17 protein-coding genes are annotated in these 19,523 nt (G+C 46.9%); 5 read left to right on the top strand and 12 right to left on the bottom strand.

Annotated elements, in window-relative coordinates; genetic code table 11:
- Window positions 1-58: 58 nt before the first annotated feature.
- Complete coding sequence (locus Q4Q50_RS04680) at window positions 59-2,278, bottom strand: putative bifunctional diguanylate cyclase/phosphodiesterase (RefSeq protein ID WP_311898597.1); 2,220 nt, start codon at window positions 2,276-2,278, stop codon at window positions 59-61.
- Between the two features lie 199 nt (window positions 2,279-2,477).
- On the opposite strand from Q4Q50_RS04680, the gene thpR reads away from it, so the two are divergent.
- Window positions 2,478-3,023: an RNA 2',3'-cyclic phosphodiesterase gene (gene thpR / locus Q4Q50_RS04675; protein ID WP_311898595.1), complete on the top strand. Its 546-nt coding sequence runs from the start codon at window positions 2,478-2,480 to the stop codon at window positions 3,021-3,023.
- Window positions 3,024-3,148: 125 nt separating this feature from the next.
- Here thpR and Q4Q50_RS04670 read toward each other — a convergent pair whose 3' ends face one another.
- Entirely contained in the window at window positions 3,149-3,928 is a 780-nt protein-coding gene (locus Q4Q50_RS04670; RefSeq protein WP_011845736.1) for a tetratricopeptide repeat protein, read from the bottom strand.
- Between the two features lie 430 nt (window positions 3,929-4,358).
- Here Q4Q50_RS04670 and crp point away from each other — a divergent pair, with 430 nt between their 5' ends.
- From crp to Q4Q50_RS04650, 4 genes are all read left to right on the top strand, one after another.
- Window positions 4,359-4,994 (top strand): cAMP-activated global transcriptional regulator CRP, encoded by a 636-nt coding sequence (gene crp, locus Q4Q50_RS04665; RefSeq protein WP_006080082.1) that lies wholly within the window; start codon window positions 4,359-4,361, stop codon window positions 4,992-4,994.
- A gap of 82 nt (window positions 4,995-5,076) precedes the next feature.
- Window positions 5,077-5,424 carry a PepSY domain-containing protein gene (locus Q4Q50_RS04660; protein WP_006080081.1) on the top strand — a complete coding sequence of 116 codons (348 nt, stop codon included), beginning with the start codon at window positions 5,077-5,079 and terminating at the stop codon, window positions 5,422-5,424.
- Window positions 5,405-6,079 carry a response regulator transcription factor gene (locus tag Q4Q50_RS04655; protein ID WP_006080080.1) on the top strand — a complete coding sequence of 225 codons (675 nt, stop codon included), beginning with the start codon at window positions 5,405-5,407 and terminating at the stop codon, window positions 6,077-6,079. Before Q4Q50_RS04660 ends, Q4Q50_RS04655 begins: the two co-directional genes overlap by 20 nt.
- Window positions 6,076-7,404, top strand: a complete 1,329-nt coding sequence (locus Q4Q50_RS04650; protein ID WP_012090248.1) for an ATP-binding protein — start codon at window positions 6,076-6,078, stop codon at window positions 7,402-7,404. Before Q4Q50_RS04655 ends, Q4Q50_RS04650 begins: the two co-directional genes overlap by 4 nt.
- A gap of 99 nt (window positions 7,405-7,503) precedes the next feature.
- Here the strand turns inward: Q4Q50_RS04650 and Q4Q50_RS04645 are convergent, their stop codons facing one another.
- The 10 genes from Q4Q50_RS04645 to sspA form a co-directional block, all read right to left on the bottom strand.
- Window positions 7,504-8,307 (bottom strand): DUF1338 domain-containing protein, encoded by an 804-nt coding sequence (locus Q4Q50_RS04645; RefSeq protein ID WP_006084198.1) that lies wholly within the window; start codon window positions 8,305-8,307, stop codon window positions 7,504-7,506.
- A 209-nt stretch (window positions 8,308-8,516) separates the two neighbouring features.
- Entirely contained in the window at window positions 8,517-9,977 is a 1,461-nt protein-coding gene (gene astD, locus Q4Q50_RS04640; protein WP_063881798.1) for a succinylglutamate-semialdehyde dehydrogenase, read from the bottom strand.
- 9 nt (window positions 9,978-9,986) lie between these two features.
- The gene (gene astA, locus Q4Q50_RS04635; RefSeq protein WP_115333845.1) at window positions 9,987-11,006 is read right to left on the bottom strand and encodes an arginine N-succinyltransferase; all 1,020 of its coding nucleotides are present in this window, start codon (window positions 11,004-11,006) and stop codon (window positions 9,987-9,989) included.
- 127 nt (window positions 11,007-11,133) lie between these two features.
- Window positions 11,134-12,351, bottom strand: a complete 1,218-nt coding sequence (locus tag Q4Q50_RS04630; protein WP_006080073.1) for an aspartate aminotransferase family protein — start codon at window positions 12,349-12,351, stop codon at window positions 11,134-11,136.
- A gap of 308 nt (window positions 12,352-12,659) precedes the next feature.
- Window positions 12,660-13,571: an alpha/beta hydrolase gene (locus Q4Q50_RS04625; protein WP_311898592.1), complete on the bottom strand. Its 912-nt coding sequence runs from the start codon at window positions 13,569-13,571 to the stop codon at window positions 12,660-12,662.
- A gap of 55 nt (window positions 13,572-13,626) precedes the next feature.
- Entirely contained in the window at window positions 13,627-14,772 is a 1,146-nt protein-coding gene (locus tag Q4Q50_RS04620; RefSeq protein WP_006080071.1) for an HDOD domain-containing protein, read from the bottom strand.
- A gap of 204 nt (window positions 14,773-14,976) precedes the next feature.
- Window positions 14,977-17,457, bottom strand: coding sequence for a S9 family peptidase (locus Q4Q50_RS04615; protein WP_311898590.1), 2,481 nt, complete (start codon window positions 17,455-17,457; stop codon window positions 14,977-14,979).
- Between the two features lie 207 nt (window positions 17,458-17,664).
- Window positions 17,665-18,249 carry an anthranilate synthase component II gene (locus Q4Q50_RS04610; protein WP_012090253.1) on the bottom strand — a complete coding sequence of 195 codons (585 nt, stop codon included), beginning with the start codon at window positions 18,247-18,249 and terminating at the stop codon, window positions 17,665-17,667.
- Window positions 18,250-18,441: 192 nt separating this feature from the next.
- Entirely contained in the window at window positions 18,442-18,879 is a 438-nt protein-coding gene (locus Q4Q50_RS04605; protein ID WP_006080066.1) for a ClpXP protease specificity-enhancing factor, read from the bottom strand.
- A complete protein-coding gene (gene sspA / locus Q4Q50_RS04600) occupies window positions 18,879-19,508 on the bottom strand; it encodes a stringent starvation protein SspA (RefSeq protein WP_006080065.1) in 630 nt (209 codons plus the stop codon). The genes Q4Q50_RS04605 and sspA overlap by 1 nt, the downstream gene beginning before the upstream one ends.
- Window positions 19,509-19,523 lie beyond the last annotated feature (15 nt).

Genomic DNA, 19,523 nt, shown 5'->3' with positions numbered 1-19,523 from the left:
ACGGTGAGTACCATTTCACTGCAACATAATCCGGCTCAGTAGATAAGTGTACCAAACACTATAGTTGGGGATAGGCCGCAAAGGTCTCACGTTTTTCGAGCCAAGGCTGACTGAGTCCAGACTGCAATTCAGCTAACCGCATCGGTTTATTGATGGCGTAACCTTGGGCATAGTCGACGCCTAAAGCTTGCAGTTTCCGGCCAATATCTTGGGATTCGACAAATTCGGCAACCACATCAAAGCCCATATCTTGGCCGAGTTGGCAAATCGACTTAACAATCGCCTGATCCGCACTGTCTTCGCAGATGTTCACTACAAATTGACCATCTACCTTCACAATGTCCACATTGAGGCGCTTAAGGTAGGCAAAGCTAGAAAAACCAGCCCCAAAGTCATCGAGGGCTAACTTGCAATTGAGCGGGCGCAATATATCGAGTAACTTTGTCGCTTGATCGAGCTGACTCACGGCTGCGGTTTCAGTGATTTCGATGCAAAGCTTGTCCACCAGCTCAGGTTCGGCCATTAAACGCATTTCTAGCCAGTTCATAAACTCATGGTCGCCCAAAGACGTCGCCGACAAATTCACCGACACTAGGTCCAACTGCTGCCAGATATCTAAATGGCAACCGCCCCACTTGAGCAAGTTATCGATCACCCACAAGTCGACCTTAGAAGCTAAGTTATATCGCTCGGCGGCGGGCAAGAAGATGGCTGGAGACACGATAGTGCCGTTGGCCTGCACCATGCGCAGTAAGATCTCTAAATGCAGACCTGACTCCTCACGGTTTAATGGCACTATGCTTTGAAAATAAAGCTCAAATTGGTTTAACGCCAGTGCGCCGACTATGTCCACCGACGCCATCATCTCGGTATAAAGACGGTTCATTTTAGGATCGCTCGCACTGTATAAATGCCAGCCATTACGGCCTTGATCCTTCGCCAAGCGACAAGCAGCATCGGCCTGACTCATCACGGTATAAATGTCGGCGGCTTTTTTATCGAGTTTAGCAATCCCCATGCTGACACTGACATTGTGGCTGCGACCTTCCCAAATAAATTCATGATTCGCCAATTGGGTACAGATACGTTTAGCTATTTGTTTTGCCGAGTCCACATTGCAGTAATGCATCAAGATACCAAACTCATCACCCCCTAAACGGGCGACGATATCGCCCTTACGCACGAGCTGTTTTAAGCGTAAGGCCACTTGGCAAAGCAGCTTATCGCCCGCCTGATGGCCACTGATATTGTTGATGACTTGGAATTGGTCTAAATCGAGAAACGCCACACAAATAGGCATATCGTCGTGGGCGTGCAGCAGGTTTTCTAATAGGGCTTCGAAATGTAACCGATTGGGCAATCCTGTGAGCGCATCATAATTGGCATGGAACGACAGCTCATCGGCTAGGCGATACTTTTCACTGACATCTTCGGCAATCATGACTAAGGTATCTTTATCGCCACAGATCTGGCTAAAACTGAGTTTCAACCAAGCCAGTTGATGGATAGATTTCAACGGTAATTCACACCAAGCCTGACCAAGTACGCCTTCACGTACCACATGCAAGGTATCAGTTAACATGGCGTGTTCTTCCTCACGTACCATGTCGAATAAATCATAACCATGTTGGATTGGCAGCGTTTGCAGGGCGACTTTATTGAGCATAGTCAATTGATTATATTTATCTAACAAGGCGCAGGCTAAGGGTAACTGATTGAAGACTTCACAGTATTTATGCTCACTGGCGAGCATGCTCAGGGCGATACGCGTCAGTTCCATCGCCGAGCCAATCATCACAGCGGCATGGTTAAACTCACTTATAAACTCTTCGCTCCATTCGCAACACTCGGAGCAATTGACTGCGCCCAGCGCAATACGCGTTTCGCCAAATACCACAGGTGGCAATACCAATAGACTCTTCACGTCCCAGTCCCTTAATAGGGCACGCTCGGCCTGCGCATCGGCGGGCAAGGTATTCACATCGGGCAGATTTAATAGTCGCGGGGTGCGGACAAGGGAGCGAAAAAATGGCATGCGTGCCAAGGGCCAGACTCGCGTTTGTTGGCCTTTGGCAAATTGGGGTTTTAGATACAAATTACGCGTGCGTAAACGATCCAGAGACTGGCTGCCGGTTAATACAAATACCCCGTCACAATGCAGCTGCAATGTGATGGTCTCAAGTGCTCGGTCAACATTTTGCTCTAAGGTTTCTAGCGGAGACTCACTAAAAATACTCACCAAGGCCTGTTGGAGTGGATTTGCTAAACCTACTAACATGAAAAGTGACTTCCTTACCTAAAAATCCATTTAAGGTATTATCGACGTATATTGAGTATAGGCTCACAGTAAATTAAACGTCTGCTTGAGTCGCAAATTAGCCGATAAATTCAACAACTAGATTAACGCTCAAAGACGCTAAACGTCAAAGTGTTCCCAGAGATAATCCGTGTTGAACGCCACAAAGGACAATAATCAGATGCAACAAAGGCTATTTCTCGGCTTCGCGCCTACCGCTGCACAAAGGGCAAGGCTGAGTGATTTACAACAGCGACTGTTCTGCCACCTTAATCCTGAGGCGAAAGCGGTTAGCGTCAGTAATATGCATTTAACGCTCTGCTTTTTAGGGCAAGTTGACGACGAGCAACGCATCGCCCTCCTTGATGCGATTGACTGCTTAGCTAAGCCTAGATTCAGCGTTCAACTTAACCAGCTCGACTTATGGCCCAATGCCCAAGTTTGTTGCTTGAAAGGCGATGACGTTGAGCCGCCATTAGCGCAATTAGCTAAGCAGACGCAAGCAATCGCAGGCCGCCTGCAATTGCATAGCAGTGAACACCACTTTTGCCAGCACATCAGTTTATTTAGAAAAGCAAAACAATGGACGCTAGATGAAGCGGCTTTATTGCAACTCAAGGACATGAATACGCTAACGTTAACGCCCGAACATTTGCATTTATACCATTCAAAAAACACAAGCACGGGTGTGGAATATCACATCCTACATTCTTGGACGCTCGGTTAGCGTGAGTTAAAAATAAAAAAGCCCGAGTATTAACTCAGGCTTTATTTTCAACTTATAAATCTATGCATCAATTAACACGTGAATAAACCAATAGAGCTTAATTAAACCATCCAATAACCAATGCCTTATTCGAGTAAACGTAAGGTTTCGCGATACGCACGCTTTTGCTCGTAGGTTTGTAAGCGCTGCATAAATTCATCTGTCTTGGTCATTTCGGCGCTCATCTTTAACGCTTCAATTGCTTTTTGCTGCGTCGAAATTGCCGCACCAAAATCGCCGACTTCGGCATAAGCCGCCGCCAGATTATCTAAATTTGTCGGGTCGTTTTCATTCACTTTGAGTAACTTTAAGGATAACTCGACCGCTTTATTGCCATCGCGATACTCAGCTTCGGGGCAAGTCGCTAAAATCCACGCCACATTACCTAAGGCAACATCATCACCCACTTGGGAAAATTGCTCGACCGCTTTACCACAGTTACGTTGCACGCCATCGCCGCCAGAAGCATAAATAAAGCCTAAACGGAATTGTGCCCAACGACTGCCCTGCTCACTCAAGGCTCGATACCAATGCTCGGCCACGGATAAGTCACGCTTGATCAATTGGCCTTCAAAAGACAGGTCGGCTAAGGTTTGCTGGGCTTTCTCATGTTGCTGCTCGGCGGCAAGAGATATCCAGTGCAAACCAGAGGGCACTTCTTGCGCCACAAAACGGCCAGAAAGGTACATTAATCCCAGTAAAAATTGGGCATCGGCGTCACCTTGCTCTGCCGTCACCTGAATGTGCACAAACTTACTGGCCGCGAGTTCGGCAGCAGGCTGCGGGATAGAAAATGCGTGCGCCGCAGAGCTCAGCCCGATCGTTAAGCTTAAACCTGCACCTAAAACCCATAATCTGTATTTCACTTGCTTACCTCTCTTAAAAGCGACTGCCCACAAAGTTAGCCAGAATTAACCCCATAAGTCGAGCCTAAATACACACAAACCTCAGGATAATGGGGGAAGTTGAAGCAAATAAACGCCGAATTTAAAAAGTGAAACATCTTATACTGTAATTTAGGGGCCTGTTTTATCCATAATCTATAATAAAACGGCTTAATTAGATTGGTAAGATGTGATTAACTCGACAGAGTTAAGTGAATCCAGCGAGTTTCACGCCGATTTAGTTGACTTAAATCACTAAAGTAGCAAAATAAGCTCTAATTTTAGATGGTTAATTGCATTTATTCACTTATTCTAAAGTAAGACTTCCATCAAGTTTTTGTTAGTTTAATTGACGTAAAATGCTTATTTAGAATACTCTTACTTTCGTTTTAATCAATCGAGGAACACCAACATGGCTCTGATTGGTAAGCCAAAACCTGATCCAACTTTGGAATGGTTTTTATCACACTGTCACATTCATAAGTACCCTGCAAAGAGCACTCTTATTCATGCTGGTGAAGATTCAGATACTCTTTATTACATAGTAAAAGGTTCTGTAGCGGTATTGATTAAAGATGAAGAAGGTAAGGAGATGATCCTTTCTTATCTGAATCAAGGTGACTTTATCGGTGAACTAGGTTTGTTTGAAGAACAAGCCGAACGTACTGCATGGGTTCGTGCTAAGCAAGCTTGTGAAATCGCTGAGATTTCATATAAGAAATTCAGACAGTTAATTCAAGTTAACCCTGAAATTCTGATGAAGCTGTCTGCGCAAATGGCCTATCGCCTTCAAAGCACCAGCCAGAAAGTGGGTAACCTCGCATTCTTAGACGTGGCTGGCCGCATTGCCCAAACGCTGTTACATCTGGCGAAACAGCCTGATGCTATGACGCATCCTGATGGCATGCAGATTAAGATCACTCGTCAAGAGATAGGCCAAATAGTTGGCTGTTCACGGGAAACTGTGGGTCGTATCTTGAAGATGTTAGAAGAACAGAATTTGATCCAAGCTCATGGTAAGACCATCGTGGTATACGGTACCCGTTAAGTTAGTCTTCAGCTTGATTTAAGCCTGCCTTATTAAAGTGGCCTAGAATAAATTCTAGGCCATTTTTTATTGGAGAGCTCAAATGAAACGGCTGTTTTTAATCTGTTTTTTCAGCCTGTTCACGCTGGCGCATCCAATGCAATTGAATGCCGAACCTATTGAATTAGAACACTATCAAGCCAAGGCACTCGTCAACTCTGGGCAAATACTGTCCTTAAACGGTACACTCGCCGTAGTTAATCAGTTTTGCCAAGGTGAACTAATTGATGCTCATCTCTATCAAGAAGATCATAAATGGCGCTATGATTTGCAAATCAAAGTTCAGCGTGGCCAAATCGTCAATCTCAGTATTGATGCAACCAATGGCCAAGCCGATCACTCAATAGCATTACCGAGCGAATGTCGAAAACATGAAACTGTTACTCGTTGAAGATAACCCAATGCTAGTCACCGAGCTGGAGAAACAACTCAAACTCGCTGGCTATGTGACCGATATTACAGACAAAGCGCTTGAAGCCGATTATCTGATCAAAGAAACCCAATATGATTGCGTGATCTTAGATATCGGCTTGCCCGATGGCAACGGCCTCGAACTACTCGAAGGCTGGCGTAATCAAGGGATCAGCACTCCAGTCATCATGCTGACCGCACGCAGCCAATGGCATGAAAAAGTCGAAGGCTTTAATGCTGGCGCCGACGATTACTTAGGTAAACCTTTCCATGCACAGGAATTATTGGCCCGTATTCAAGCTCTTATCCACCGTGCCCATGGCCGTTTAAACACCTCTAGCAAGCAATTAAGCTATGGCGGCGTGATCTTAGACGAAGCCGAGCAAACGGTGAAAGTGGCAGACCAATTGTTTGAACTGACGGCGATGGAATTCAGATTGTTAAAAATCTTCCTGATGTCGCCTAAGAAGCTGTTATCTAAGACACAGCTCACCGATAAGCTGTATCAGTTTGACGATGAAAAAGAGAGTAATGTGGTCGAAGTTTATGTGACCCACTTACGTAAGAAATTAGGTAAAACCGCTATCGAAACCCGTCGCGGCCAAGGTTATATCTTCCACGGCATTATTGAATGATCTCGATCCGCACTAAGCTCAGTTTATGGTTAACGGGCTTACTGGTAATAGGCACAGTCATTGGGCTCATATTATTTGAGTCCATGCTGCGTCAGGCGTTTCATGATTCTATTATCAATCGCTTAGAAGAAGATCTCGAACATATTATGCTGGCAACCCATATTCACGATGGGGACATCAGCATAGATCAAAGTCAGCTTTCCAGTTTCTACAAGCCCGCCTATTCAGGCCGCTATTTCCAACTTAACCTGCCCAATGAAGTCATTCGCTCGCGCTCCCTGTGGGATATGCAGTTAGATATCGAGCCACTCGCGCCTAATAAAACCCGTGTCTGGCAAGCTAAAGGGCCAAAAAATAACGATATGCAGCTGTTATCACTGGGATTAAATTCCAGTAGCGCCAATGTCAGTGCCACCTTAACCGTTGCCCAAGATTTGAGTATCGGCAGACGCGTGTTTAGCGAAGTCTATGGCACTAAGCTTGGGATCAATCTGGCGATGTTGGTTGCTATGATCGCGGGGATCTTCCTCATCCTGCGCCAATCCTTTAAGCCAGTTAAACATATTCAGCACGCGCTTTCGCGACTAAGAGAAGGCGAGATTAACGCGCTGGAGCTAAATAATATCCCCCCCGAAGTGCAGCCACTCGCTAAGACTTACAACGAGTTACTCGAGTACACCGCCAAGCAAATTGAGCGTAGCCGCAATAACTTAGGTAACTTAAGCCATGGGCTTAAAACCCCGCTGGCCGTGATGCAGCAACAGGTCGAAGCCCTTGGTCTTAAAGATCCTGAAACCGCCATTGCCTTGCAGCAACAGCTGGATTCTATCCACAAGATGGTCGAGCGCAAACTGGCGGCGGCAAGGATCACAGGCGATATGCTTCCTGCGGCGCAATTGGTTATCCCAAGGGATTTACACAGCCTAGCCAACACCTTAAACAAGGTTCACCGCAATAAAACCATCGAATGTGATTTCGAACTCGACCCTAATATTCTCAGGCTGCCGATCCACAGGGAAGATGGCATGGAGCTCCTAGGCAATCTGCTGGACAACGCCTTTAAATGGGCCCAGAGCCGAGTCAGTATTCAGCTATCACGCCAACAGGAACGTCTCTGCCTTTGTATCGATGATAATGGTCCTGGGGTTGCCGATGATGAACTCGATAAACTCACCCAAAGAGGCACTCGATTAGATGAGTCTGTCATGGGTCACGGCTTAGGCTTGTCGATAGTGAAGGAAATTGCCGAACAGTATGAGATTGGGCTTAAGTTTAGCCACAGCACTCGCTTAGGTGGACTGAGGATCGAACTGACCTTCAGTTAGTCTCGCTTAACATGCTCAGCGTTAAATGCTCTCTTTAAAATACTCATAAAAAAACGCCATCAAATTGATGGCGTTTTTTATGCTTAATGTCTGATGACGTTAGGCTTTATTCACGTTCGTACTTTCAAAAATCTTGTCGGCAGACGCAGCCACAAAACCAGTATACAGCTCACCATTGGCCATAGGATAACGCAGCGCAAACTCATAGAAACAACTTGGAATTTCCACTGTCGCATCGGTGAATTCAAGGCCAATCTTATCGGCCATAGTCGACGATTGCTCTAATAACACTTCTGGCGAACCTTTGATCTCGCCGCCTGAGCCATTGAGCACAAAGCCCGCTTGCTTCAGGGCATCATTCACTGACTCTAAGGTTTCAAAACCGTCGAGATGATTGATAGACACAGTGAAATGGTTAGCGCGATAGCCAAAAGCCGCTACCCAAGCCGCATATTCGCTCTCAGTTAATAAATCCTGATAGGTTTTAGAATCTAAAGACCAATGGCGACCCGAGTAAATAAAGTTGTCCGCCGTTGTCGCCGCTACATCCACTTGGGCGATTAAGCCTTGAATGGTCTCTTGTAGCGCTGGGCTAAATTCTTCAACTAATAGCTCAGAGATAAACACTTTAGGCTGAGTCAAGTCAGGGTGTTCAAAATGCTTAGCGATCAGCTTTTTCTGTTCAAACTTATAATCACCGCAAGCAACATAACCTAACGAAGTGAAATGCTTAGCAAGCACGTCCAAATTCACCTTAGCGATGTTGAAAGTGCGCAGGGCAATATGATCGTTGATGATTGGCTTACCATGGCCCAGCAGCTCGTGCACTTTTGCCGCCGAAGGGGTCATTTGAATATAGTCTTGCCACAGGGCGGCAAATAACGCGTTGATGTCGGTATGCATAAAAACTCCTTTTATTGTGCTGCGGTTATTGCTGTTATTTTGCCGCGAACACTAAATGTAACGACCTAAATGCCACTGTTGCAGCGTCACACATACCCACAGTAGAAGCTCAAGTTACGTTACTGCTTGTTATTAAAAAGGAAGAACATTCGTCCTTCCTCCTCTTTACCACGTACTCTTTACCAGATAAAAGTCAAATATCTACCCGCTTACAAGCTCAAACCTGGGCTTAATGTCGCAGGTAAGCTCACTGCATCGGCCTCGACCGAAGCGACGGGATAAGCACAGTAATCGGCGGCATAGAAAGCGCTCGCCCTGTGGTTACCCGATGCACCTACGCCACCAAAAGGTGCCGCGCCCGATGCGCCAGTGATTTGTTTGTTCCAGTTAACAATCCCTGCACGAATGCGCGCGAGGAAATAGTCATAATCTTCACGGCTATCGGCCAGTAAACCCGCTGACAAACCATAACGCGTTTGGTTAGCCAGTTTAATCGCTTGATCGAAATCGCTATAACGCACTAGCTGTAGCAGAGGTCCGAAGTATTCTTCATCCGGCAAGACATCGATAGCCGTCACATCGATAAGGCCAGGAGAGACTAAGCCCGTACCTGCTTCTAGATGGGTCAACTCGACTAACGATACGCCGCCTAAGTTCTGCAGATTCGTCTGCGCCGCAACCATACCTTTAGCAGCAGTTTCAGAAATCATTGAGCCCATAAAAGGTTGTGGCTGCGCGTTCCAAGGACCGACTTTAATCTGCTTGACCGCATCAGCTAACATGGCAATCAAGGCATCGCCCTGCTCGCCTTGCTCGACATATAGACGGCGCGCACAAGTACAACGTTGGCCAGAGGAGATATAAGCCGACTGCAAAATATCGTGCACGGCAGCTTTGATATCCTGCACACCTTTAATGATCAGTGGGTTATTGCCACCCATCTCAAGTGCTAAAATCTTGCCCGGATGACCGGCATATTGTTGATGTAAAAAATGCCCCGTGCGTGAGCTGCCGGTAAAGAACAGACCATCGAGCTGCGGGTGAGAAGCCAGTGCTTTACCCGTATCCACTTCACCTTGGACTAAGTTGAGCACGCCAGCAGGCAGACCCGCTTTATCCCATAGGCTAACCATCAGCTCAGCAACTTTAGGCGTCAATTCGGAAGGTTTGAAAATCACCGTATTCCCAGCCAGCAGCGCAGGTACTATGTGACCGTTCGGCAAATGACCAGGGAAGTTGTAAGGACCGAACACCGCCACAACGCCGTGGGGCTTATGGCGGATAACCGCGCGTCCCGCTGGCGTATCGTTGGCTTCAGTGCCCGTACGTTTGTTGTAAGCCGCGGCTGATAGCGCAATTTTGCCTATCATAGCGCCGACTTCGGTCGCCGTTTCCCACTGAGGTTTACCCGTTTCTTGGGCAATCGTTTCAGCCAATTCCGCTTTGTTGGCTTCAAGTTGGCTGCGATACGCTTCGACTATGGCTAAGCGTGCATCGAAACCTAACATAAACCAATCAAACTGCGCGGCGCGCGCGGCATCAACGGCGGCGTTAACTTGTTCTGCGGTGGCAGTTTTACCTGTCCAAATAGTTTGAGCATTGGCTGGGTTAATTGAGGCCACGTCATGACCTTTGCCAGCATGCCACTGACCTTGAATATAATGTGTCATTTGTTATTCCTACATTGCCAAAATACGGATTTGATCGCCTTTTGCGAGCAATAAACCCGCTGCCAGCTCAGGGCTGATAATGATGTTTTCGGATTTGTCGTCCACAGCCAGTGCGGCAGACGTCGCTCGATAATTGGCTAATTGAGTATTTGAGATAATAAATTGAGTGTCGGCTTCGACCATGTCACCAATATCGACGGTTAATAAACGGCTTTCACGCACGCCGCGAATGTCCGATAAACGACACTCAACCGTTGGACCACCATCAAAAATATCCACATAACCGCGGCATCGAAAGCCTTCGGCCTGCAGCAGACTTAATGCGGGACGGGTATTGGTATGCACTTCGCCAATCACTTTCTGCGCCTCTTCCGGCAACAGACAAACATAGACAGGGTTTCGTGGCATCATCTCGGCCATAAATGCCTTTTTGCCCAAACCAGAAAGATAATCTGCCTGAATAAAATCAATGCCTAAAAAGTGTTTTTGCAGCCAGCCGTAGAAAGGTGAATGACCATCGGCATCGCTCACACCGCGCATTTCGGCAATCACAGTTTCACCAAAACGCTTCGCATGTTGCGCTAAAAACAAAAAGCGACTGCGGGATAACATGCGGCCATTGTTGCCCTTGCGATACGCTTCACGCAAAAACAGGGTGCACATCTCGGCGGCGCCAGTGTAGTCATGGCAAAGGGTGAGGGTTTCGACCTCGTTACGCACGTCAATTTGTTCGGAATGATAGACTTCGGTACCGAGTCGATAATGGTAAAACGCATCTTCCATTCCCACGGCTGCTTCGATAGCGCACGTTCCCACCACTTCTCGGGTGTCGGTATCTTCCAGCACCATCAGATAACCTTCATCGAAGGGCGCATCGACGGTTTTGACGAATGAGGCTTCTGCTCGCGCAATTTTATGTCTGAGCAAATCGGCATTCACGGGTAATGACGTAAAACCATGACCAGACTCTTCGGCAATTTGATATAAGGCTTCAAAATCGCCAGCCTGAATAGGACGTATGATTAACATCTTAGTGTCTCCTCACTTTGGCTTGCCGTGCATCAAGGCGCCTCTCTTCAAAAAGACAGGTAATGATGCACGTAAGTATTCCCTGACAAAAAAGGAGTGCGAATAAATTCAACACTCCTTTGGTCATTTAGGCGGCAGCTATGCTCGCCACAGCACGTTCAAAACGAGCTAGACCTTCAGCAATATCTGCCTCAGGGATCACCAGAGAAGGAGCAAAACGTACCACGTTAGCACCCGCCATCAGGCTCATTAAGCCTTCAGCGACAGAGGCCACCAAGAAGTCGCGTGAACGGCCTTGGTATTGTTCATTAAGAACTGCCCCTAACAGCAAACCTTTACCGCGTACTTCTGAAAATACATGATATTTTTCATTAATTTTGTTCAAACCATCGCGCAATAACTGCTCGCGATGTTTTACGCCGTCTAACACTTCAGGCGTATTCACTACGTCTAACACAGCATTACCGATAGCGCAGGCTAATGGGTTACCGCCATAGGTAGAACCGTGAGTGCCCACTTTTAGATGTTCAGCAATCTCAGCCGTTGTCAGCATAGCTGCGATAGGGAAACCACCGCCGAGTGCTTTAGCTGTGGTTAAAATGTCAGGCACGATTTCAGTACCCATGTAAGCGTACAGTTCGCCAGTACGACCCACACCCGTTTGCACTTCATCAAAAATCACTAGCGCATTGTGCTTGTTAGCCAGTTCACGCACAGCTTTTAGGAATGCAGGATCGGCATCAATAATACCGCCCTCGCCCTGCAGCGGCTCAAGCATGATGGCACAGGTTCTGTCCGTTACTGCAGCTTCTAATGCGGCAACATCGTTAAATGGCAGGTGAGTAATGCTCTGCGGCTTAGGACCAAAACCATCGGAATAGGCAGCTTGTCCACCAACGCTCACGGTGAAGAATGTACGGCCGTGGAAGGCTTTATCAAACGCTATGATTTCGTCTTTTTCAACGCCGTGTTTTTCTAAGGCGTAACGACGGGCAAGTTTCAATGCGGCTTCGTTGGCTTCGGCGCCAGAGTTGGCAAAATACACTTTGTCGGCAAACGTGCTGTTAACTAATTTAGTCGCTAATTCTAAGGCAGGCTCATTCGTCATTACGTTTGACAGATGCCATAATTTTTCGCCTTGTGTTTTAAGGGCATTCACAAGAGCAGGATGACAGTGACCTAAGCAATTTACCGCAATACCGCCAGCAAAATCGATAAACTCATTACCCTCTTGGTCCCAGACTCGGCTTCCTTCGCCACGAACAGGGATCACAGCAGCAGGCGCATAATTAGGCACCATCACTGCGTCAAACTGGGCACGGTCTAACTTCATATCAACGCTCATTCTTCTTCGTCCTTTGTGTTTGTTTAACGGCGCCTTGCACCGTCAGAGTCCCATAGGTATCTTTATCTAGAGTTAGTGATACTGGGATTGCTTGTGTCTATTAATAACCATTATTAGCGAAAATGTGATCAAAATACCAGTTTTTCACAAACATCAATCCTCGCACTTCCACCCAAAGTGCATAAAGATTGCAGTTTAAGAACTATACAAGCGGTTATGCCCGTGGCTTTTAGCATAATTAGTCAGAAAAAAAGTTATTTACCCCTCATTTTGCTAGCTATTCACTGAATGTGAATAACTACACCATTTTAACGAATCAAGTGTGAAAGCACAAAATGGCTAATTTTCGACCTCACTTCAAGGGCTTCAGGCAATAAATTGAACAAGGGAAACACATGGGACATGTTAGGGTAAAAACAGCCCGTTATCTCGCCACCGCTGGCTTTGACTTGAGCGACTAAGCGCTCAGAATCCTGCAATAACAGCTCCCGCGTACCCGCAATCACTAAGATGGGCGGCAGATCTGCCAAGTCCCCCTGCAAGGGTGAAACTTTTGCAGACATGGGGTCGGCCCCCGCAAGATAAGCGCCACGTAAACGCAGCAAAGCTTCGATGGTGAAGAAGGGATCGTCAGCCGCGAGTATCAGCTCAGTATCCCCGGTTAGTGCTAAATCCAACGCAGGCGATAACAAGATGCAGGCCGTCGGTAATGGCAGGGCTAAACGCTTTAATTCCAGCAACAAACTCAGGGCTAAATTGCCGCCAGCAGAGTCGCCCATAAGGATCACATTCTCAGCGCCCTTAAGCGCGATTAATCGCTTATAGGCTTCAAGCACATCATCAAATGGCGCAGGAAAAGGATGCTCAGGTGCGAGACGATAATCAGGAATATAGGCATCCAATTGACAACGTTGGCTGATATCCGCGATCAATCTTGCGTGGGCGTGGGGCGTTTTAAAACAAAAGCCTCCGCCACGGATATAAAACAGATTGCCAAGGCGAGTTTGTTGATTAAGAAGCACATAATGCAGCAAGCTAGAGTGTTGCAAAGGGATGGTGGCACTGACTAACTTATCCGGCCAAGGAAGCCAACGTTTATCGAGATCAAGCAACTTTTTACGCACTTGCGCTAGGGGGACTTTAGCCTTGCCGCGACTGATGGATGGCCTAGCGACATAAGATAAAATAGTATTCAGTACAGATGCTTGCCAGCTTGGCATATCCCTTCCTCTACTTAAACGCCGCCATCCCGACGCTCAAGTCGCAGGTCGTGGACTACAGCAGATCTAACTTCCTATAATTCTGTGCTTTTAAGCGCAGCACTTCTTGCTCAGTTAACTCGTAATAATCGAACATTAAACGCTTTTCTTGGGGATCGATTTGACGCATCTCTTCGAGTAACACCACCTTAGCATAACAGTTTGCCCGCGCGACTAATGCCGCCTGCGGTGACAATTCTCGATAGCTTAAGGTCAGGTCTAACTCCTTCAATAACCCAGTCAAAGGGCTTGCTTCAAACTTAAGTAATTCTAATAGCTGCCAGTTAAGTTTATGACCATGACTTAACACTTGTTCAAACACAGCTTTGGCCGGAAACTCAGTGGCAATCACAGCATCATACACTTCCTTGTCACGGCTGCTGCTGGCTTCCCTTATCCACGCTCCCCAGGTTTGATCGAATAAGCGCGCGCTCAAACTCAGCACAACCGAGGTGCCTAATTGATTGAGTAAGGCACTACTATAAACTAAGGCTGAGTCAGTATTATGAAGCTGAGCCAACGCATTGGCCGCGATACCACTGACTATACTGTAGCGCCACAATTTACGGGTAGTCCACAACAACTTAGCATTGGCGCTCGGCAGCCAATTACGCAGGCAAAAGTAAGGAATAATCGTTCGCAGGTTTTCGATGCCGATGTAATTCATCACCAATTTAATATCAGTGACTCGCACATCTGAGCTCTGAGGCCGGCGGGCACGAAAAGACGGGCTGTTGACCATATTGGTTAAGTCGCGGCACAACCAACTTAAGTTACTGATCAGCGGTCTTAATCGCGTCGCATCAAGATTTTTTGCCAGCAGTAATTCCAGCAACAGAATTTGCGATTCATTGATCTCTGACTTAGCCAGAACCAGTTCGGGGGACGCGAGTTGATGCTCGATGGCGTTATTGACCGTTTCATGCAGCTGGCTCGACACGGCTTCGAACACTTCTTTGGCTTTAATTTGTTTCATCAAACGCGCTAAAATCGCTTCGCGCTCAACATCTAACTTATTCGCATCGGCCTCTAATTCAAGGTCAAGGTCATCCAAAAGAGTCGGGCTCGCTTTATGCTTTCCGAGGATCAATTGCTGATAGAGTCTGTGCTCTATCTCTATAATTTTGCCGGGTCTTACACCGCCCGCAACCGAAATCGCCACTATAAATCTTTCCTATATCGCTAATGCCCGAGTGACGTCAAAACAATCAAACTCTCAAAATCATTACAATTTCAGCACATACACTTAATCTTAGCAATAACGCAAAGTCGCAGAACACAAACATAGTGTTATATCGGATATTTCCTACTCAGTTGGCCAATAAAAAGGCCTCACGTAGAGGCCTTTACAGGAAATAGAGCTAAGTTATTTGAGTTCTTGTTCGAATAGCTTATAGATACGGCGGTATTCGTCTAACCAGCTAGAAGGCTGACGAAAACCATGGGGCTCGACAGGATAAATCGCCGTTTCAAAGGTCGGTTTTTCCAGTTCGATCAAATGCTGCACCATACGCACGCTGTCTTGGAAGAAAACGTTGTCGTCCATAACACCACTCATAATAAGCAGTGGTTTCGTTAATCCTTGGGCATGCTCAATCGGAGAGCTGCGCTCATAGGCGATAGGATCGACATCAGGCGTATTTAAGATGTTGGAGGTATAAGGCGCATTATAATGTGCCCAGTCCGCCACAGGACGCAGTGCGGCTCCAGCTTGGAACAAGTCAGGTGCAGTGAACAATGACATAAAGGTTAAGAATCCGCCGTAGGAACCACCATAAGTTCCGACACGCTCCGTATCAACATTCGTATTGGTTCCCATCCAGCTAACGCCATCCTTTAAGTCTTCCACTTCTGGATGACCCATATTGCGATAAATCGCGGTGCGCCAATCTCGGCCATAACCTTTAGAGCCACGGTAATCCATGTCCATCACCACATAACCTTGCTGAGTCAGCAGGTTGTGGAACATAAACTCTCGGAAGTAACCGCTAAAGCCATAGTCAGCATTTTGCAAATAACCTGCACCGTGGTTGAAAATCACCGCAGGGTATTTCTCGGCGCGGGATTTATCATAGCCTTGTGGCAAATAAACGCGGGCGTACACCTTGCTGGCGCCATGGCTTGAAGGTACAGCGACCACTTCTGGCGCTTGCCATGGGTAATTTTTGAAGGCATCACTGGTGTAAGACGTCAGCTGCTTTAACTCACCGCCAATGGGTTGAACATAGAGTTCATTAGGCTGTGTGCGGCGTGAAGCATTAAGTAATAGCTGAGTGCCATCAGGACTTAGGCTGTAATCTAAGTTGCCATCCCACTGCGTTAATTGCTCATTTTTGCCTGTGGCTAAGTTCACCCGGTGAACGTTATAAATGCCAGGGTGAGTTTGGTTAGCTTTGTAGTAGATGTAATTCGCGTCCGGTGACAGCGTAATGTCGCTCACTACAAACTTACCTTGGGTTAAGGCGCGCGGCTTTTCACCGAGTCCTTTCACATAGAGCTGTGAATAACCTGATTCTTCTGACAAATAGTACAGAGAATCCGTCCCCGGCAACCAACCGAATTGGTTATAGTCGTAATTCACCCAAGCGTCGTCATGCAAACGATGTTCGGTGGTGAATTTACCCTTAGTTAAATCGACACTGGCGATCCAGCGATCTTTGTTATCGGTGGCTTCTAGCATCAGGGCTAATTTATCTTCCGATTCATGCCACTGAATCGCGCTCTGGGTCCAGCCCCAATCTTGCATCAGCTGAATTTTGCGTGGCGCTTTAGTGCTTTGGTAAGTTTCGCCTTTCGCTTTAGCATTCTCAGCTTTCACTTTGGCAAGCACATCTTCATCAAAACCAGTCAGGCCCTCGATAGTGATATCGACTTGTTTATGCTGATTTAAATCAAGCACGACAAAGCGTTGTCCTGGTGGCGTATCTTCAGCCACACGTGCACGTACTGGCACTGGGTCGATATAACCGTCGCTGCCTAAGTAGTTAGGCATGATGTCGTGTTCGCTGCTGCCGGTGTAATTCTTATCGGTCAGAGCAAGTAAAATATAGCGGCCATCCGGTGACAGACTAAGCTCAGACACCACTTCGCTATCACCTAAATACCAAGTGCTGGCGGCGAGCGTCGGGTCGCTTTTTTGCAATTCATCTTTGTACTGTGCTTTGGCTTTAGCATTCTCTTGCTGCAGCGCCACATACTTAATCAATCTGTGCTGTTGCTTAGCAATATAAGACGTTGGCTCTTTAACACCTTCTGGGGCTTTCGCCATTTTAATTTCGGCAAGCTGCTCGACTAAGCCTGAGTCTTGATGAATTTGGAAAACGTTGTCGCCCTGCCAATAGGCGATATCGCCATTATTGAGATAACGCACGCCATCGATGGCACTGCGCTGGCGAGTCAGTTGGCTGATTTTACCTGTGCTTAATTGCTTAACAAAAATGTTGCCCTGATACAAATAAGCCTTGTGTGACTTAGTGCGATCAAACACACCAAACTGCTGATCTGCCGCGTGTAATTTATCAAGCGCTAGCTCGACGGCGCGACTGTCATTGATGCCTTGCTGATAATAACTGCGCAGAGGTGAAGCACTCGCTTGGCGGGCAAACAGCACGCTTTGGCTATCGTCGCTCCAGTAAGCCTCTTTGGCGAAAACCCCCATCCAATCGGGATTTGCCATAATTTGATTAAGCGTAAGCGCCTGTGAAACCTGTGGCGGTTGGGCTAAGGGAACTTGGAATGCTTGCGGGGATGATGCAGGAGCTGCTGTTTCAGTCGATGTCGCTGCGCAACCTGCCAACACGGCAACCGCTAACGCACTTAAACCCAAATTTCGCATTACGCTTCTCATTTGTCCTTCCTTTTATTGTTATCGCAACGGCTAAATGATCCAGTCGAGTTTACCTGCTGGTTTTGCCTATTCGCGTAGTTTTGCCGAAGTTATAGCATATTTAATCGCTAAACTTGCTTAAAAGAAGGATAAATCTTGTAACAGAAATTGATAGTACGAATATAGTGCAGGGAGTTTTTGGGGTGAGGAGTTTTTAGGGCGAGGAAATTATACAGGCACAGCCGATTGCGCTAAAAAATTGGCTAATAGTTCTAGACCTTGTTCAGTAAGAATGGATTCGGGATGAAATTGCACCCCATACAGCGGTAAGTCTTGATGGCTCATGGCCATGATTTCTCGGCCATGGAGCGGATCATCAAACCAAGCATCGAGGACAAAACCTTCAGGCACAGCATCCACCAATAACGAGTGATAACGTGTGACGGTTAAGGGCTGATTTAATCCCTCAAATAACCGCTGCCCAGTGTGCGCAATGGCGCTGACCTTGCCGTGCATTACCCGCTCGGCACGCACCACATTGGCACCAAAAACCTGCGCCATCGCCTGATGCCCTAAACACACACCTAGGATCGGCATGCGCGTGGCAAAATGTTCAATCGCCGCGAGGGAGATGCCCGCCTCATTGGGAGTGCAAGGGCCGGGCGAAATCACCAGATGAGTAGGCGCAAGCGCCTCGATTTCGGCGATGCTAATTTCGTCATTACGTTTGACCACTATCTCTTGCCCTAGCTGCTGAAAATACTGCACTAAGTTAAAGGTAAAAGAGTCGTAATTATCGATCATTAGCAACATACAAGATCCATTGGCCTAAATGGGTAAAGGTAACGCATATCCGACGGATGAATGCGGGCGCAAATGCTACCACACCTTATCCTCAAGGTTTAGCCAATTACGGCGATAAAATACAGCGACAAAAAAGCCAGTCATAGGACTGGCTTAGTTTTAAAACAACTTGGGCATTTCACCACAGCTATTTAGCGGTCGTTATTTTACGACGGTTAAATGGCTGCGACGCTTAGGTGGTTCATCAGTCGGCTCAGGTGCTTTATCGTTTGTTTCAACAACCGATAAAGATGAATCGACTTCATCATCCACTAGGTAAGCATCTTCAATATCGAAGACAGTGCCAGCACCGTTTTCACGGGCATAAATAGCGACAATCGACGCCATTGGCAACATCACCTGCTGGGGAACACCACCGAAACGCGCATTGAACTCCACAAACTCATTGCTAATTTGCAAATTGCCCACTGCGCCAGCAGCGATATTCAACACTATCTGGCCATCCTTCACGTATTGCTGCGGTACTTGAGTGCCTTCAACAAAGGCATCCACCACAACGTGAGGAGTCAATTGGTTATCCATCAACCAATCATAGTAAGCCCTTAGTAAATAAGGACGATTTGGAGTCAAAGGCTTCATTACATACCCATGCGCATTTCGCGTTCAGCTTCAGTCAAAGAAGCTTTAAACGATTCACGCTCAAAAATACGTGTCATGTACGCTTTGATATCTTTAGCTACACGGCTATCTAGCTCAATACCTAATACAGGTAAGCGCCATAACAGTGGGCCAAGGTAGCAATCCGCGAGACCAAATTCTTCGCTCATGAAGTAAGGCACTTCACCGAAGATTGGCGCAATTGCAATCAGGCTTTCAGTCAACTCTTTACGAGCGGCTTCAACACGATCACCTTTACGGATACGGTCAACGAGCGAATACCAGTCTGTATCTATGCGGTGCATCATCAAACGGCTTTGGCCGCGAGACACTGGATAAACTGGCATCAAAGGCGGATGAGGAAAACGCTCATCCAAATATTCCATGATAATGCGTGATTCGTATAATACGAGTTCACGGTCTACCAAAGTTGGCACTGAGTTATATGGATTTACTTCGAGCAAATCCTCAGGCATTTCGTTAGGGTCGACCTGTAAAACATCAACAGTAACCCCTTTCTCAGCTAACACGATACGTACTTGATGGCTATACAGATCATCAGCACCTGAAAACAGTGTCATGATAGAGCGTTTGTTGGCAGCAACAGCCATTGATACCCTCCAGAA

Source organism: Shewanella scandinavica (genome assembly GCF_031932065.1).
GTDB lineage: Bacteria > Pseudomonadota > Gammaproteobacteria > Enterobacterales > Shewanellaceae > Shewanella > Shewanella baltica.
The sequence above is the reverse complement of the archived record's forward strand: the minus strand, read 5'-3'. Positions and strand labels throughout refer to the sequence as shown.